Genomic DNA, 15,674 nt, shown 5'->3' on the forward strand with positions numbered 1-15,674 from the left:
TTTTTTCTGGTTATTTCCTTTTTTATGCTTATAATGCATTTCATACGGTGAACCTCTGAATGTTGCAAAAACACACTAATTTGCTATCTGGTGTTTTTATATATGAATGAATTAAAAATAGTGTTCGTGGGGCCAACAGGGGCTGGTAAAACGACAGCCATAAATGCAGTTAGTGAAATATCTGTTGTGAGCACGGAGGTTATGCGTTCCTCATTAGATACAGAGTCTTTGAATAGTCAGCTGGTTCCAAAGAAGACAGTCACTGTTGGCATTGATTATGGTGAGTTTAGCTTTAACAATGATACCCGTGTGAGACTCTATGGCGTCCCTGGTCAGATGAGGTTCGAGTTTCTCTGGGAGTTTATGAGTAAAGGATCAAGTGGCACTGTTATACTTTTTGATATTACCAGCAAGACATTTACCGGTGAAATTAATTTTTTCATCAATAGGTTTCGTGATGTGTTGTTGACCAGTAAATGTATTGTTGGAATTAGTAAATATAGTGATTCTTATTCCGATAGAGTCATTGAAATATTAGATTTAATTAATGATTCTAATGTTCCTGTTATTGCTGTTGATATCAGGAATAAGGAGGATGTACTAAAGTTATTGGCGTTGTTAATCGAGTAGTTTTATTGGAATTAATCTATTTTTTTATAAAGGACTTATCATGAGTAATATTTCTGAATCATTAAATTCGCTGATGCAGGTTTCTGGTGCGATCGTCGCTTCTGTTGTGGACTCTAATAGCGGTATGATGTTAGGTCAGGCTGGCTCAGGCATTAATCTGGAACTGGCTTCTGCGGGTAATACCGAAGTAGTGCGTGCGAAAATGAAAACGATGGAAACCCTTAAGCTCAACGATAAAATTGATGATATTCTGATTACGTTAGGTAAACAGTATCATATTATTTGCCCAATTGATAAGAATCCGGGGCTTTTTATCTATTTTGTTCTTGATAAGTCGAAAGCTAACTTAGCTCTGGCTCGTCACCATGTGAAAGAAGTTGAGTCCCAGTTAGTTGTATAATTTTTGATTGAGTAAAGCGTTTTGTCATTGTCATACTATGTCAATGACTGGAGGCTCAACAAATTCATTGATACCCTACCGGCATTTTGCTTGTAGGGTATTTTATTGTGTTATTTTTATAAAAACATTTATTATGAATAATATACTTACGGGAAACAGTTGATAAATAATTTTCTATGACATCAGCATTTCCAATGACTGAGATTTAAAAGGATGCAGTTTATTATGGAAATGGGAAATGAGAGTTGGTCTTTTTTAGCAGCCTTGCTTTATTTGTCTGCTTTCTTTTTTTTCTTTAAAAGCCATTGTCGAGGTATCGCCGGTTCGATCATTGCTACCTGTTTTATCCTTATTACAATCATTTTTAGTTTGTTGACAGGTTGCTATTTAGTCGCTAATTGGTTTACGGGTATAGGTTTTGATGATTCTGTATTCTACCATCTTCGATTCGGAGTCGAAGGGGGCGATTTTAGTGATTTTTACTTTTTAATATTTTACTTCTTATTGTCGCAAGCTATTTTTGCAGTTCTTATTATTATCTATTTGAGGTCTTTTCTAAAAAGCAAAAAGACCAAATTCAAAATAGTGTCGGTGGTTGAAGGCGTGATAATGGTGTTATGCGCATTCTTTTGCGCTCCTGCGACCTCAAATTTAATTGCGTATTCTTTAACATCACAATCATCAGGTGATTTTTCTGATTATTTTATAAAGCCGCAAGTCATAGCATCAACTCCCAAACCAAAGAATATCATTTATTTCTATCTGGAAAGTCTGGAAGGGAATTATATGGATGAAAGTCTTTTCCCTGGGTTGCTTCCTGAGTTGCATAAAATTGAAAAGGATAGTGTTACATTTACGAACATTGGTCAAACTATTGGTAGCAGCTGGACAATGGCTGGAATGGTTTCCAGTCAATGTGGTATGCCGTTATTATCTGTGTTCACCAATGATAATTTCCAGATGAATAATTTTATGCCCAATGCTGTATGTTTAGGGGATATTTTAAAATCGAAAGGCTATCACCTGGAGTTTATGGGCGGAGCCGAAACTGAATTCGCAGGAAAGGGGCAGTTTTATAAGGATCATGGTTTTTCTGATGTGAAGGGTAAAAAAGAGTTTGTTGATCAACATGTGGCCAAAGATTACATAAACAACTGGGGGCTGTATGATGATACTCTTTACGAACAATTACTGACGCGCGTTGCTTCTTTGCGGCAGACCCAAACCCCCTGGGGACTCTTTTCGATCAATATCGGAACCCATCAGCCGGAAGGGTATTTAGCACATGAATGTGAGTCTATGAAGTATGGTGATGGCATTGATCATCTGCTGAATGCGGCGCATTGTACCGATTATCTTATTGGTAAAGTGTATCAGTCCTTGAAGAAGGAAGGTCTTCTGGATGATACGTTGCTGGTTTTTGGTTCAGATCATCTCGCTCCAGTAATGGTAAAGACGCTACAGACGTTGAAAAAGAAGGAGCGTCATAATTTGTTGATGATCACTGGTGCGGGTATCAAGCCGACACAAAATCCTCGTCATGGTACAACTCTTGATGTTTCTCCGACCATTCTCAATTATCTGAACTATGGTTCTCACCCTGTAGGGCTTGGCCGTGATTTAAATGGCAATATGGCGACGCTCGCGGAAAACTTCTCGGGGCAAATGTTCCTGGACAAAAAGCTGCTTTCCTGGCGAACGACTATTGATATGGCATTCTGGGGTTACCCTGATATTAATGGCAGCGTTGAAATTGATTCCCATAAAAAGCAAGTTAAGATAGGCGGTAAGTCATTTAAGATCCCTTCTCTTATCCGTTACACGAAAACCGGTAAAATAGAAGATGTTGTCTTTAGCAGTGATAATATCATCTCTGTCGGGAATAACAGCTATCTTCCGGCTTTTTTCCTTGTGAACCTTATCAGCAACAATCAAATGTTTTTGTGGATAGATACTTGTCGCGAGTTATCAACACTGAATCCTGAACTGCGTAGTTTTGACAATCAGTATTGCTATTATAATGGTTCTCTGTCTTCCATTCATTCGGCATCAGGTCTTATTTCTAAAACACCCATGGCTGTTAAGGTCAGTCTGAATGAAGATAATGCTTATTCTTCCTCACGAGCGAATGATTTACGTAATGCATTGAAAGATAGAAATCTAATGGTCTGGACAGAGACGCTGTTAAAATCTGAAAAAACACATAGTTTTCCGCCTGTTAATATCATGTCTGCCGGACATCATTCACTTATTCAACCCTCTATACTTGCTAACCGCTTTCTGGAAGGCGATGGTTTGTTTTTGACCCGTTTTACGTATACAAATCTCCCTTCGGCGGGGGTTACCATCTACCCGGAATTCATTGGAAAACTGGCGGTTTGCGATAAAAAACAGGGGGAAATCTCCCTTTCCCGGATGATTAAAGATGCCCCGCCGACAAAAGGAAAAACGAATCTCTTTTATGCCATTATGGGTAATGTTGATCCGGAGTGTTCGAAGGGGATTGTTAACCGTATTGATCTCGATTTGCCTCAGTTCGCTGCATTGACTGCAGAGAAGCCTTATATCGCTATTCTTGATGATAATCTGAGGCCTCTTACTGAGCACGCTGGTCGTCCTGACCAGTCAATAGCCATACAGGTCAAATTTAATGATGATGAATAACCGTACGAGTCAGCGTAATGCTTGAGTCGTTTACCGCGTAAAGCTGCATGATACGCCTGCGTTGACTCCTTTAAGACGAGGCGTATTGATACCTTCTACGCGATATGGTCTGTTCTCGTTGGGTTTAGCTCATCATGCCGGAACTGATTTGATGGGCTACTCAACAGGCCGACCTTTCAGGAGCTTTCGGATCCACAATCGATTCGGGTTCAGTGCAGCCAGTGTCAGTTTGTCGAGGGGAAGAGGTTCACTGCTCATTTGGGAAGCCAGAATTTCTGCTGCAAGTGGCCCAGAACAAAGTCCGCGAGCACCCAGGGCGCCAATCATGTACAGGTCCGGATAATATGGGGCTAAAACGGCATTTTTAGTCTGTTCATTGAGTGTTGCATAGCATGAAAGCGTCGACGCGTAGTCCGGAACGCTTCCTACCATCGGTAAATGATCGCGGGTGGCACAACGCACGCTGCAGCGAGCATCTTTGTCGTTCACATCGACTTCTTTGGCCCAGTCTACCGCCGGGAAGCAGTCAATCAGGCGCTGCCTATTTTGCCGCTGATCGTCTTCCCGATACTGCGTCTCTTCGCTGCCACGATGGTAGCTGGCGCCAATACAGTGTTGCTGGTTCGTCGGATTCTGCGGCGTCAGATAACCGTCATAGCACAGCACCTGACGGATCCGGGAAAGCGCTGGCGTCGTCGGAATATGACTGACCTGGCCGGCGACAGCGTAGACGGGTAACGGCTGCGTTTGGGCAAAATGGTTAATCTGATGACCATTGGCCAGCACTACCGCGGCATGTTCTGCGTGATTGCCGTGCGTAAAGTGCAGATCCCAGCCGGAAGCTGAACGGTGAAGAGCTGCCAGAGAATGTTGGTAATGGCAACGTAACCCTTGCTTTTCCGCGAGTTTCAGCACGGCTGCGGTCAGTTGCGCCGGGCACAGCCAACCGCCTTGCGGATAGGTTATGCCACCGCACCCAGTCTCTACCCCGGTAAGTTTTTGTGCCTGGGTGATATCCACCGCGCTTGCCAGCGCAGACGGCAATGCCAGCGACAGCATTTGTTGGATCTTGTGCTGGCTCTTGTCGTCATAGCCAAACTGCGTGACGCCACACCAGTCATGATCAAATTCTACAGGCAGGGCGTCATACAAGCGACGGGCAAAGGTAAATGCTGCCGGGAAGAAAAGGGTGAGCGCCGTGTCGTGCTTGCTGAGCAGGGGATAAAGCGCTCCCTGACGGTTGCCGGATGCGCCTTGGGCGGGGGCGTCATCGGCACAATAGAGTGTCACTTGCCAGCCCCGGCGTAACAACGAAAGCGAAAGCAGTGCACTGGCGATCCCGCCGCCGATGATGGCGACGTCACGTTTTTCGCTTCCCTGACGAGCAAACCACGGCGTTGAGGACGGGATTTTCAGCGTCTGTTCCATGGTTCCGCGCAGCATTTCGCGCTTGCGGCCAAAACCTTTGCATTTTTGCATAGTAAAGCCGGCGTCCTGCAAACCACGACGAACAAATCCCGCAGATGTAAAGGTTGCCAGCGTACCGCCAGGACGTGCCAGACGCGCCATGGCGTTAAACAGATTTTGCGTCCACATGTCCGGATTTTTGGCCGGGGCGAAGCCGTCGAGAAACCAGGCGTCAACTTTTTGATTCAGACTGTCGTCGAGTTGATCGGTGAGTTCATTAATATCGCCAAACCAGAGGTCGAGCGTGACGCGTCCTTCTTCCAGCAGCAGGCGGTGGCAACCTGCCAGCGGCAACGGCCACTGGGCCTGAAGTTGTCCGGCAAATTCGGCCAACTCCGGCCAGTGCTGATGCGCCGCCGTGAGATCGTCACGACTCAATGGAAATTTTTCAAAACTGATGAAATGTAATCTTTGTAGCGTAGCCTCGGGCTGAGTGGCGCGAAATGCGGCGAACGCCTGCCATAGCGTGAGAAAGTTCAGACCCGTGCCGAAGCCGCTCTCAGCCACCACAAACAACGGGCGAGGATGTTCCACAAAGCGTTCAGCGATCCGGTTGCCTCCGAGGAAGACATAGCGCGTCTCTTCCAGACCGTTGTCGTTGGAAAAGTAGACGTCGTCAAAATCTCGGGAAACAGGTGTACCCTCAGCGTTGAATTCGAGGTTGGCGGGTTGTATAGCGTATTGTTTCACGTAAGTTACTCGTCTGACAGGCAGTGTCACGATCTTAGCGATGTGTGCCAGGCGGCGCAAATTTCAGTATAAATTGGCTGATCGGACTTGTTCGGCGTACAAGTGTACGCTATTGTGCCAATCGAAACTTACTATAGTGCGACTGACAGAGGTATTGAATGAAACGTGCAGTGATTACTGGCTTGGGCATTGTTTCCAGCATCGGTAATAACCAGCAGGAAGTCCTGGCATCTCTGCGTGAAGGACGTTCAGGGATCACTTTTTCTGAAGAGTTTAAAGATGCGGGAATGCGCAGCCACGTATGGGGTAACGTCAAACTGGACACCACTGGTTTGATCGACCGTAAAGTGGTGCGTTTCATGAACGATGCCTCTATTTATGCCTATCTCTCCATGCGTGAAGCTATCGCAGACGCTGGTCTGAGCGAAGAGGTTTATCAGAATAACCCGCGCGTTGGCCTGATTGCAGGTTCCGGTGGATCGTCTAAAGCGCAGGTTTTCGGTGCTGACGCCATGCGCAGCCCGCGTGGTCTGAAAGCTGTTGGCCCGTATGTGGTGACCAAAGCGATGGGCTCTGCCGTTTCGGCCTGCCTCGCTACACCGTTTAAAATCCACGGCGTAAACTATTCGATTAGCTCGGCCTGTGCGACGTCTTCTCACTGCATCGGCAATGCAGTTGAACAAATTCAACTGGGTAAACAGGACATCGTATTTGCGGGCGGCGGCGAAGAGCTGGGCTGGGAAATGGCCTGTGAATTTGATGCGATGGGCGCACTGTCCACCAAATATAACGACCAGCCTGCTAAAGCTTCCCGTACCTATGATGCGCACCGTGATGGTTTTGTTATCGCAGGTGGCGGCGGTATGGTGGTGGTTGAAGAACTGGAACACGCCCTGGCGCGTGGCGCGCATATCTACGCGGAAATCGTGGGCTACGGCGCGACCTCTGATGGCGCTGACATGGTGGCTCCGTCCGGCGAAGGCGCAGTGCGCTGCATGCAGATGGCGATGCACGGTGTAGATACGCCGATCGACTATCTGAACTCCCACGGTACTTCTACACCAGTTGGCGACGTGAAAGAGCTGGGCGCGATTCGCGAAGTGTTTGGCGATAAGAGCCCCGCGATCTCTGCGACCAAAGCCATGACAGGTCACTCTCTTGGCGCTGCGGGCGTACAGGAAGCGATTTACTCTCTGTTGATGTTGGAGCATGGTTTTATCGCGCCGAGCATCAACATCGAAGAGATGGACGAGCAGGCTGCAGGCCTGAACATCGTGACCGAAACTGTCGATTGCGAACTGAACACCGTTATGTCTAACAGCTTCGGTTTCGGCGGTACTAACGCCACGCTGGTGATGCGTAAGCTGAAAGCGTAAGACAATTGTTGACGGAAAAGGGAGCCATAAGGCTCCCTTTTTACTTTTTAAGCGCTTCGTATTCAGGTGCGATTTTCGCAGACCAGGCTCTGGCTTGGGTAATGGCACCGGCGCTGTAAATGGGATGTTCAAATTGGTTTCCAATATCCCTGACGCGATAGATTTTCCAGTGTTTTTCTTCCCAACGCGTATAGACCTCCAGATGAACGGGCGCTATGTTGGCGGGTCCACCCAGTTTGACATCTACTTTTTCGCCGCCGAGGAAGGGACGTGCTTGTCCAACCTGTAACAGTGGGATCCACTCAGGGGCATAATCCTGCACATACATAAAGTAGTCTGAGTCGATGATGTCTTGCTCATAATAGCGATCAATCAACGTCAGACGATCGATAACCTCTTTAGCAACATAACGTTGCATTAACCCGCGGGTATCGTGAGGCTTATCTGGTGCATCGATAAATGCCGCCATCCACGCGAGATAGAATTGTTTAACGTCTTCTGTGCTGTCGTGCCGGGGCGTGGAGCAACTGCAAAGCAGCAGGACAAGTGCTAAAAAAGAGAAGGCTCTCATCGCTATTTCCTGTAGATGATATAGGCCGGTTTTGCCGCCCGGTAACCAGGGCCTGCCCACATGTCGCGTTGTCTGAAATCTGAGTACCACTCTGAACGACTCATTGCGGCTGTTTTAGCCCAACTCATAATAACCCCTGTAAGTAATGTGCATAGAAAAATAAATGCAGCATTAACAAAATTATGTTTGGATGTGTAACCGTTAAGACTGTTCATGCTATTTTTGTCTATTTATTAATTGCAGTGAATAATAAAACAACTTGAATCATTCATTTGCTTTTTTAATATGATTCTACAATGCAGAATAAATATCATTTTCTCTTGTCAACTAAATATGCCACCAATAACGCCTGGATGACATGGGAAAAGCCATTTTTATGTCATTGGCGAAAGGAAGGAAATGATTTTTTCGCCATGGTTTACGATACAGGAATGTATTAGCGTACCTGGATTTTCGGCAGCGTCCACGCTGTTTATCTTCGACTCAAGATACCGAGTCCATATAAAAAGAGTATCAGGTACAAACAGGGCAAGTGCCGTATACCTTCATGCTTTAGCAACAAACCATCATTACGTAACGCAGGGTTACTGTTGACAACGTGAGTCACTCGCAGGCAGACTTCAGGCCCATCATTATCTTCCGGATAATGCGTAAGCGTTTGACGTTATCCAACGCACCTTAATCCTGACGGTCAGGTGGAGGGGGCGTGTCGTTTCCTCGCCTTACTCTGCATTCTGGAGTAACGCATGACAGCAGTAACCCATAAAGAAAAAACATCTGCAGCGAACACATCGCTTTTTCGTATCGCGTTTGCGGTCTTTTTGACCTACATGACGGTCGGCCTGCCGCTACCCGTCATTCCACTTTTTGTTCATCATGAACTGGGCTATGGCAATACGATGGTCGGTATCGCCGTGGGGATCCAGTTTCTCGCAACCGTCTTAACGCGCGGCTATGCCGGGCGACTCGCCGATCAGTACGGCGCCAAGCGTTCTGCGCTGCAGGGCATGTTTGCCTGCGCGCTGGCGGGCGGCGCGTGGCTACTGGCGGCACTCTTACCCGTTTCTGTACCGTTCAAATTCGCGTTATTAATCGTCGGACGGCTGATCCTCGGCTTTGGGGAAAGCCAGTTACTGACCGGAACCCTGACCTGGGGGCTGGGTCTGGTGGGGCCGGCACGTTCCGGTAAAGTGATGTCGTGGAACGGGATGGCAATTTACGGTGCGCTGGCGGCAGGGGCGCCGCTGGGTCTGCTGATCCACAGCCATTTTGGGTTTGCGGGTCTTGCGGGCACGACAATGGTGTTACCGCTGCTGGCATGGGCATTTAACGGAACGGTGCGTAAAGTACCGGCACATGCGGGTGAACGTCCCTCACTGTGGAGCGTAGTAGGGCTTATCTGGAAACCGGGTCTGGGCCTCGCGCTGCAAGGCGTGGGATTTGCCGTGATCGGCACCTTTATCTCTCTCTATTTTGCCAGCCACGGTTGGGCGATGGCGGGCTTTACGCTGACTGCGTTTGGCGGAGCCTTTGTGATCATGCGCGTGCTGTTTGGCTGGATGCCGGACCGCTTTGGCGGGGTCAGGGTGGCTATCGCTTCTCTGCTGATCGAGACCGTTGGGCTGGTCTTGCTCTGGCTGGCGCCGACGGCCTGGTTTGCGCTACTCGGTGCGGCATTAACCGGAGCCGGCTGTTCGCTGATCTTCCCGGCGCTCGGCGTTGAAGTGGTGAAACGCGTACCGTCACAGGTCCGCGGGACCGCGCTGGGGGGGTATGCCGCATTTCAGGATATCTCTTACGCGGTCACTGGTCCGCTGGCGGGGTTGCTTGCCACGTCCTGTGGCTATCCATCCGTGTTTCTTGCCGGTGCGATTTCAGCGGTGCTGGGGATTGTGGTGACGCTACTGTCGTTTCGCCGGCGCTAGATGACCAGCCAGAAAATCAATAACGCGACCAGCAGGGCGATAAACAGCAGTCCGGGACGCGCGGTGAACGAGCGCAGCGTATCGCTAACCGGTGTAAACGGACTATAAATCGGTTGAATGTGGCGGGGATCGTTTAATTCCCGATCGCGCTCGACGCGGCGCAGGAAGATCTGATTCAGGAGATCCTGCACTTGCGCGGTGGTCAGCACCGTCTGCGGTTGAATTTGCCAGGTCTGCTGGGCGTAATCTTTCAGGTTGAGCAGTTCATCGGCTTCCAGCGGTTGCTTGAGCGCCGCCTGTAGCGATTGCAGGGTCGGGGCGTGTTGCAGACTCAGGGTTTGACGCGCCTGCAGCCAGGTCGCCAGATGGGTGAACTGTTTTGCCGGGATCAGCTCACCGCTTTTCACGCCAGAAAGTTCCAGCATTGATTGCCAGATCAGCTTGCTGGATTCCCCCGTTGCGGCGGCCAGTTTGGTAACCAGTTGATTTAACGTATTGTGTTCGGCTGGCAGTAGCGGGCGATCGGTCGCCGGGCGCTGCTGCGGCTGCGGGATCGACAACTGTCCCTGCTGTAAAAGCGTTAGCACGTTCTTAAGCTGTTCCGGTTTGAGTTGGCTGAGCGCCGTTTGTCCGTACTGCTGACGAATAAAATCGCTGACCGCCTGGCGGTTATTTCCCTGAGTCAGTAATTCTGTCAACTGTGAAAGCACCTGGCGGTTGGCATGATTTTGTTGGGCCACACCGAGGCGCTGGTTGAGATTTTGTTCCGCCGCAGGGAAATGGCGCGACAGCAGTGGAGTATCGCTTTTTACGCCGAGATCGTGCTTCATACCTGCCCACACTTCCGCACTTTGCTGTTGCGTCAGTGAAATCAGGCGCGTTATCAGGCGTTCCAGTACGGTCCGCTGTTGCGTGGAGAGCGGTTGTTCGCCCGCCGTGGAAACCGCAGGTTGCCCTTCACCGGGAGGGCGTGCGGGAGTACCGGAAATGGGTTGCATCATCACTTATCCTTAAACCATCAATCTTAGCAAAGTATGCCTGGCGGCCAGATTATGGCACACTTGCCCGGTTAACTCTCGTTCTCAAACAGGTACGACAGACGTGAAAATTCTCGTTGATGAAAATATGCCTTATGCCCGCGAATTGTTTAGTCGTCTGGGTGAGGTCAAAGCGGTTCCCGGACGTCCCATCCCTGTCGCTGAGCTCGATGATGCCGATGCGTTAATGGTGCGTTCGGTCACCAAAGTGAACGCGTCGCTGCTGGAAGGGAAAGCCATCAAGTTTGTGGGTACCGCAACTGCGGGTACCGACCATGTGGATGAGGACTGGCTCAGGCTGGCGGGCATCGGATTTTCAGCGGCACCAGGCTGTAACGCCATTGCGGTGGTGGAATATGTGTTCTCCGCGCTACTGATGCTGGCAGAACGTGACGGATTCGCGCTGCGCGATCGTACAGTCGGGATTGTCGGTGTAGGTAACGTCGGTGGACGCCTGCAGGCGCGACTGGAAGCACTGGGGATCCGCACGCTGTTATGCGATCCACCCCGTGCGGATCGCGGGGACGAGGGCGACTTCCGCTCGCTTGATGAACTGGTTCAGGAAGCGGATGTCCTGACATTCCACACGCCGCTGTTTAAAGAAGGGCCTTACAAAACGCTGCATCTGGCCGATGATGCGCTGATTTCTCGTCTGAAACCGGGCTCTATTCTGATTAATGCCTGTCGTGGCGCCGTGGTGGATAACGCCGCGTTGCTGGCGCGTCTTAACGCCGGACAGGATCTGAGTGTGGTTCTGGATGTCTGGGAAGGCGAGCCGGATCTGAATGTGGACCTGTTGAACACGATCGATATCGGCACCGCGCACATTGCGGGCTACACGCTGGAAGGCAAAGCGCGCGGCACCACGCAGGTCTTTGAAGCATATAGCGCATTTATCGGTCATGAGCAGCGTGTCGCGCTGGATACCTTGCTGCCGGCCCCGGAATTTGGCCGTATTACGCTGCATGGTCCGTTGGATCAGCCGACGCTGAAAAGACTGGTGCATTTGGTGTATGATGTGCGCCGCGACGATGCGCCGCTGCGCAACGTTGCCGGAATACCGGGTGAATTTGATAAACTGCGCAAAAATTACCTCGAGCGTCGTGAATGGTCCTCACTGTATGTGATGTGCGACGACGCAGATGCGGCGGCGTTACTGTGTAAACTGGGTTTTAACGCAGTTCATCACCCGACACGTTAATGTCTTCTTAATGCCCCCTGACGAATAATCGGCAGGGAGGCTTATGCTTTTCTGGAGTAAACCACCATGTCTGAAGGCTGGAATATTGCCGTCCTCGGCGCGACGGGCGCCGTTGGCGAAGCGTTGCTTGAAACCCTGGCTGAACGTCAGTTCCCGGTTGGGGAAATTTTTGCGCTGGCACGTAATGAAAGCGCAGGCGAACATCTGCGCTTTGGTGGTAAGTCAGTGATTGTGCAGGATGCGGCCGAATTTGACTGGACGCAGGCGCAACTGGCCTTTTTCGTTGCTGGCGTTGAGGCCACGGCGGCCTGGGTTGAAGAGGCGACAAACGCGGGCTGTCTGGTCATTGATTCCAGCGGTCTGTTCGCCCTTGAACCCGACGTTCCGCTGGTGGTGCCGGAAGTGAACCCGTTCGTGCTGGCGGACTATCGCAATCGCAATGTAATCGCCGTGCCGAACAGCCTGACCAGCCAACTGCTGGCCGCGCTGAAACCGCTTATCGATCAGGGTGGGCTTTCTCGCATCACCGTAACCAGTCTGCTTTCGGCATCTGCGCAGGGTAAAAAAGCGGTCGATGCACTGGCCGGACAAAGCGCGAAACTGCTGAACGGGATCCCCATCGATGAAGATGATTTCTTTGGTCGCCAACTGGCGTTCAACATGTTGCCGTTGTTGCCGGATCGCGAAGGCAGCGTGCGTGAAGAGCGGCGGATCGTCGATGAAGTACGCAAAATCATGCAGGATGATGGGTTGTTGATCTCGGCAAACTGCGTACAGTCACCGGTGTTTTACGGTCACGCGCAGATGGTGGCATTTGAAGCGCTGCGTCCACTGGCTGCCGAAGAGGCGCGCGATGCCTTTTCCCGCGGCGAAGACATTGTACTGTCAGAAGAGAGTGAATTTCCGACCCAGGTGGGCGACGCTTCAGGCAGCGCGCATCTGTCTGTGGGCTGCGTGCGTAACGATTACGGCATGCCGGAACAGGTTCAGTTCTGGTCCGTGGCGGATAACGTCCGCTTTGGCGGCGCGCTGATGGCGGTGAAAATTGCGGAAAAACTGGTGCAGGAGTACCTGTACTGATGTCTGACCAGCTACAACCGCCGGTGTATAAAATTGCGCTGGGCATCGAGTATGACGGCAGCAAATATTATGGCTGGCAGCGTCAGAATGAAGTCCGCAGTGTGCAGGAAAAGCTGGAAAAGGCGCTTTCGCAGGTCGCCAATGAGCCGATTAACGTCTTTTGCGCCGGGCGCACCGATGCCGGTGTGCACGGCACCGGACAGGTTGTGCATTTTGAAACCACCGCGCTGCGTAAAGATGCGGCCTGGACATTGGGTGTAAATGCGAATTTGCCTGGTGACATTGCGGTGCGATGGGTGAAAGCTGTACCGGAAGATTTTCACGCGCGATTCAGCGCCACGGCTCGCCGATATCGTTACATCATCTACAATCACCGGTTACGTCCGGCGGTGTTAGGCAAAGGGGTGACGCATTATTACGAGCCGCTGGACGCCGAACGCATGCATCGTGCGGCGCAGTGTCTGATTGGCGAGAATGACTTTACGTCGTTTCGCGCCGTCCAGTGCCAGTCGCGCACGCCGTGGCGCAACGTGATGCATATTAATGTGTCGCGCCATGGGGCGTATGTGGTGGTCGATATCAAAGCGAATGCCTTTGTACATCATATGGTCAGGAACATTGTTGGCAGCCTGATGGAAGTTGGCGCCCACAACCAGCCGGAGAGCTGGATAGCAGAGTTGTTAGCGGCAAAGGACAGAACGCTCGCAGCGGCAACGGCGAAGGCCGAAGGACTGTATCTGGTTGCGGTGGACTACCCTGACCGGTTTGACCTTCCTAAACCGCCTATGGGCCCGCTCTTTCTGGCGGACTAATTCGAGTCGTATAAAGGCACAACTATGGACCTGATTTACTTTCTCATCGATTTTATCCTGCACATTGATGTGCACCTGGCGGAACTGGTCGCAGAGTACGGCGTCTGGGTTTACGCAATTTTGTTCCTGATTTTGTTCTGTGAAACCGGACTGGTGGTCACGCCGTTCCTGCCAGGGGACTCCCTGCTGTTTGTGGCGGGAGCGCTGGCGTCGCTGGGCACCAACGATCTCAATGTGCACCTGATGGTGGTGTTGATGCTGATTGCCGCGATTGTCGGGGATGCGGTGAACTACACTATTGGTCGCCTGTTCGGCGAGAAGTTATTCAGTAACCCGGACTCGAAGATTTTCCGCCGTAGCTATCTGGACAAAACACACCAGTTTTACGAAAAACACGGTGGAAAAACCATCATTCTCGCCCGCTTTGTGCCGATTGTCAGAACATTTGCACCGTTTGTGGCGGGAATGGGACATATGTCGTATCGTCATTTTGCGGCGTATAACGTGATAGGTGCGCTGTTGTGGGTTCTGCTCTTTACCTATGCCGGTTACTTCTTCGGCACCATTCCGATGATTCAGAACAACCTTAAGTTGCTGATCGTCGGGATTATTGTGGTATCGATCCTGCCGGGCGTGGTGGAAATTGTTCGCCATAAACGCGCAGCGTCACGTGTAACAAAATAGAAACTAACTCAGCGGTTCGACCACTTTTTTGTCCAAAGTTTCGGGCTGTTATGTTTTAATGTGCAACATTCATGGTCTGTTGGGGGCAAAAATGGCATTATGCGCCCCCACGGCAAAACTGGAACACACCAGGTTCAGGCAGAAAGGTCATAAATGAGCTGGATTGAACGAATTAAAAGCAACATTACTCCCACCCGCAAGGCAAGCATTCCTGAAGGGGTGTGGACTAAGTGTGATAGCTGCGGTCAGGTTTTATACCGTGCTGAGCTGGAACGTAATCTTGAGGTCTGTCCGAAGTGTGACCATCACATGCGTATGTCGGCGCGTAACCGCCTGCATAGCCTGTTAGATGAAGGAACGCTGGTGGAGCTGGGTAGCGAACTCGAGCCGAAAGACGTGCTGAAGTTCCGTGACTCCAAGAAATACAAAGACCGTCTGGCGTCCGCGCAAAAGGAAACCGGCGAGAAAGATGCGCTGGTCGTGATGAAGGGTACGCTTCACGGCATGCCGGTTGTGGCAGCGGCATTTGAGTTTGCTTTCATGGGTGGCTCGATGGGGTCTGTGGTCGGCGCACGTTTTGTCCGTGCCGTTGAACAGGCGCTGGAAGATAACTGCCCGCTGGTATGCTTCTCCGCCTCCGGCGGTGCGCGTATGCAGGAAGCGCTGATGTCGCTGATGCAGATGGCGAAAACCTCTGCGGCGCTGGCAAAAATGCAGGAGCGCGGTCTGCCGTACATCTCCGTGCTGACTGACCCAACAATGGGCGGCGTTTCTGCAAGCTTCGCGATGCTCGGCGATCTCAACATTGCTGAACCGAAAGCGCTGATCGGCTTCGCGGGTCCGCGCGTTATCGAGCAAACCGTACGTGAGAAACTGCCGCCGGGATTCCAGCGCAGTGAGTTTCTGATCGAAAAAGGCGCTATCGATATGATCATCCGCCGTCCGGAGATGCGCCTGAAACTGGCGAGCATTCTGGCGAAGCTGATGAATCTGCCGGCGCCAAATCCGGATACCCCGCGTGAAGGCGTGGTGGTGCCGCCGGTGCCGGATCAGGAACCCGAGGCCTGATAACTGAAAAGGGCAGGGCCACAGGCGCTGCCCTTTTGCTTTTCTCAACGTAACGATTTCACGGGCATC

The 15,674-nt window shown here is 50.9% G+C and carries 13 protein-coding genes and 1 pseudogene; 10 read left to right on the top strand and 4 right to left on the bottom strand.

Annotation, left to right across the window (positions count from 1 at the left end; genetic code table 11):
• Positions 1-102 precede the first annotated feature (102 nt).
• From JTI98_RS11475 to JTI98_RS11485, 3 genes are all read left to right on the top strand, one after another.
• Entirely contained in the window at positions 103-630 is a 528-nt protein-coding gene (locus JTI98_RS11475) for an ATP/GTP-binding protein (protein WP_216081273.1), read from the top strand.
• Positions 631-670: 40 nt separating this feature from the next.
• Positions 671-1,030, top strand: a complete 360-nt coding sequence (locus tag JTI98_RS11480; protein ID WP_046401778.1) for a hypothetical protein — start codon at positions 671-673, stop codon at positions 1,028-1,030.
• Positions 1,031-1,255: 225 nt separating this feature from the next.
• Positions 1,256-3,694: a sulfatase-like hydrolase/transferase gene (locus JTI98_RS11485; RefSeq protein WP_216081274.1), complete on the top strand. Its 2,439-nt coding sequence runs from the start codon at positions 1,256-1,258 to the stop codon at positions 3,692-3,694.
• Between the two features lie 156 nt (positions 3,695-3,850).
• Here JTI98_RS11485 and mnmC read toward each other — a convergent pair whose 3' ends face one another.
• On the bottom strand, positions 3,851-5,851 hold the full coding sequence (gene mnmC, locus JTI98_RS11490) for a bifunctional tRNA (5-methylaminomethyl-2-thiouridine)(34)-methyltransferase MnmD/FAD-dependent 5-carboxymethylaminomethyl-2-thiouridine(34) oxidoreductase MnmC (protein ID WP_044327715.1): 2,001 nt from the start codon (positions 5,849-5,851) through the stop codon (positions 3,851-3,853).
• A gap of 158 nt (positions 5,852-6,009) precedes the next feature.
• Here mnmC and fabB point away from each other — a divergent pair, with 158 nt between their 5' ends.
• Positions 6,010-7,227: a beta-ketoacyl-ACP synthase I gene (gene fabB / locus JTI98_RS11495; protein ID WP_044258478.1), complete on the top strand. Its 1,218-nt coding sequence runs from the start codon at positions 6,010-6,012 to the stop codon at positions 7,225-7,227.
• Positions 7,228-7,267: 40 nt separating this feature from the next.
• On the opposite strand, the gene JTI98_RS11500 is transcribed toward fabB, so the two are convergent.
• Both JTI98_RS11500 and JTI98_RS21215 read right to left on the bottom strand, forming a co-directional pair.
• Complete coding sequence (locus tag JTI98_RS11500; RefSeq protein WP_044327714.1) at positions 7,268-7,798, bottom strand: YbjP/YqhG family protein; 531 nt, start codon at positions 7,796-7,798, stop codon at positions 7,268-7,270.
• Between the two features lie 2 nt (positions 7,799-7,800).
• Positions 7,801-7,893: pseudogene (locus tag JTI98_RS21215) on the bottom strand (hypothetical protein); the annotation flags it as partial.
• A gap of 651 nt (positions 7,894-8,544) precedes the next feature.
• On the opposite strand from JTI98_RS21215, the gene JTI98_RS11505 reads away from it, so the two are divergent.
• Positions 8,545-9,723 (top strand): MFS transporter, encoded by a 1,179-nt coding sequence (locus JTI98_RS11505; protein WP_090049619.1) that lies wholly within the window; start codon positions 8,545-8,547, stop codon positions 9,721-9,723.
• On the opposite strand, the gene flk is transcribed toward JTI98_RS11505, so the two are convergent.
• Positions 9,720-10,721: a flagella biosynthesis regulator Flk gene (flk, locus tag JTI98_RS11510; protein ID WP_216082245.1), complete on the bottom strand. Its 1,002-nt coding sequence runs from the start codon at positions 10,719-10,721 to the stop codon at positions 9,720-9,722. The two genes, JTI98_RS11505 and flk, sit on opposite strands and share 4 nt — an antisense overlap.
• A 103-nt stretch (positions 10,722-10,824) precedes the next feature.
• On the opposite strand from flk, the gene pdxB reads away from it, so the two are divergent.
• The 5 genes from pdxB to accD all read left to right on the top strand — a co-directional run bounded on the left by pdxB (position 10,825) and on the right by accD (position 15,605).
• A complete protein-coding gene (gene pdxB / locus JTI98_RS11515) occupies positions 10,825-11,961 on the top strand; it encodes a 4-phosphoerythronate dehydrogenase PdxB (RefSeq protein WP_044258488.1) in 1,137 nt (378 codons plus the stop codon).
• A gap of 66 nt (positions 11,962-12,027) precedes the next feature.
• A complete protein-coding gene (locus tag JTI98_RS11520; protein ID WP_042999992.1) occupies positions 12,028-13,041 on the top strand; it encodes an aspartate-semialdehyde dehydrogenase in 1,014 nt (337 codons plus the stop codon).
• Positions 13,041-13,853: a tRNA pseudouridine(38-40) synthase TruA gene (gene truA / locus JTI98_RS11525; protein WP_044327711.1), complete on the top strand. Its 813-nt coding sequence runs from the start codon at positions 13,041-13,043 to the stop codon at positions 13,851-13,853. Before JTI98_RS11520 ends, truA begins: the two co-directional genes overlap by 1 nt.
• A gap of 24 nt (positions 13,854-13,877) precedes the next feature.
• Positions 13,878-14,537, top strand: a complete 660-nt coding sequence (locus JTI98_RS11530) for a DedA family protein (protein ID WP_042999994.1) — start codon at positions 13,878-13,880, stop codon at positions 14,535-14,537.
• 153 nt (positions 14,538-14,690) lie between these two features.
• A complete protein-coding gene (gene accD / locus JTI98_RS11535; protein WP_042999995.1) occupies positions 14,691-15,605 on the top strand; it encodes an acetyl-CoA carboxylase, carboxyltransferase subunit beta in 915 nt (304 codons plus the stop codon).
• Positions 15,606-15,674 lie beyond the last annotated feature (69 nt).

It is taken from the genome of Citrobacter sp. MGH 55 (assembly GCF_016906145.1).
Classification (GTDB): Bacteria; Pseudomonadota; Gammaproteobacteria; order Enterobacterales; family Enterobacteriaceae; genus Citrobacter_A; species Citrobacter_A amalonaticus.

What these genes read in the sequence shown, in the direction of transcription:
- JTI98_RS11475 (WP_216081273.1), top strand. Translation starts at nt 103, where the DNA reads ATGAATGAATTAAAAATAGTGTTCGTGGGGCCAACAGGGGCTGGTAAA.
- JTI98_RS11500 (WP_044327714.1), bottom strand. Translation starts at nt 7,798, where the DNA reads ATGAGAGCCTTCTCTTTTTTAGCACTTGTCCTGCTGCTTTGCAGTTGC.
- JTI98_RS11505 (WP_090049619.1), top strand. Translation starts at nt 8,545, where the DNA reads ATGACAGCAGTAACCCATAAAGAAAAAACATCTGCAGCGAACACATCG.
- truA (WP_044327711.1), top strand. Translation starts at nt 13,041, where the DNA reads ATGTCTGACCAGCTACAACCGCCGGTGTATAAAATTGCGCTGGGCATC.
- JTI98_RS11480 (WP_046401778.1), top strand. Translation starts at nt 671, where the DNA reads ATGAGTAATATTTCTGAATCATTAAATTCGCTGATGCAGGTTTCTGGT.
- fabB (WP_044258478.1), top strand. Translation starts at nt 6,010, where the DNA reads ATGAAACGTGCAGTGATTACTGGCTTGGGCATTGTTTCCAGCATCGGT.
- accD (WP_042999995.1), top strand. Translation starts at nt 14,691, where the DNA reads ATGAGCTGGATTGAACGAATTAAAAGCAACATTACTCCCACCCGCAAG.
- JTI98_RS11485 (WP_216081274.1), top strand. Translation starts at nt 1,256, where the DNA reads ATGGAAATGGGAAATGAGAGTTGGTCTTTTTTAGCAGCCTTGCTTTAT.
- JTI98_RS11530 (WP_042999994.1), top strand. Translation starts at nt 13,878, where the DNA reads ATGGACCTGATTTACTTTCTCATCGATTTTATCCTGCACATTGATGTG.
- flk (WP_216082245.1), bottom strand. Translation starts at nt 10,721, where the DNA reads ATGCAACCCATTTCCGGTACTCCCGCACGCCCTCCCGGTGAAGGGCAA.
- JTI98_RS11520 (WP_042999992.1), top strand. Translation starts at nt 12,028, where the DNA reads ATGTCTGAAGGCTGGAATATTGCCGTCCTCGGCGCGACGGGCGCCGTT.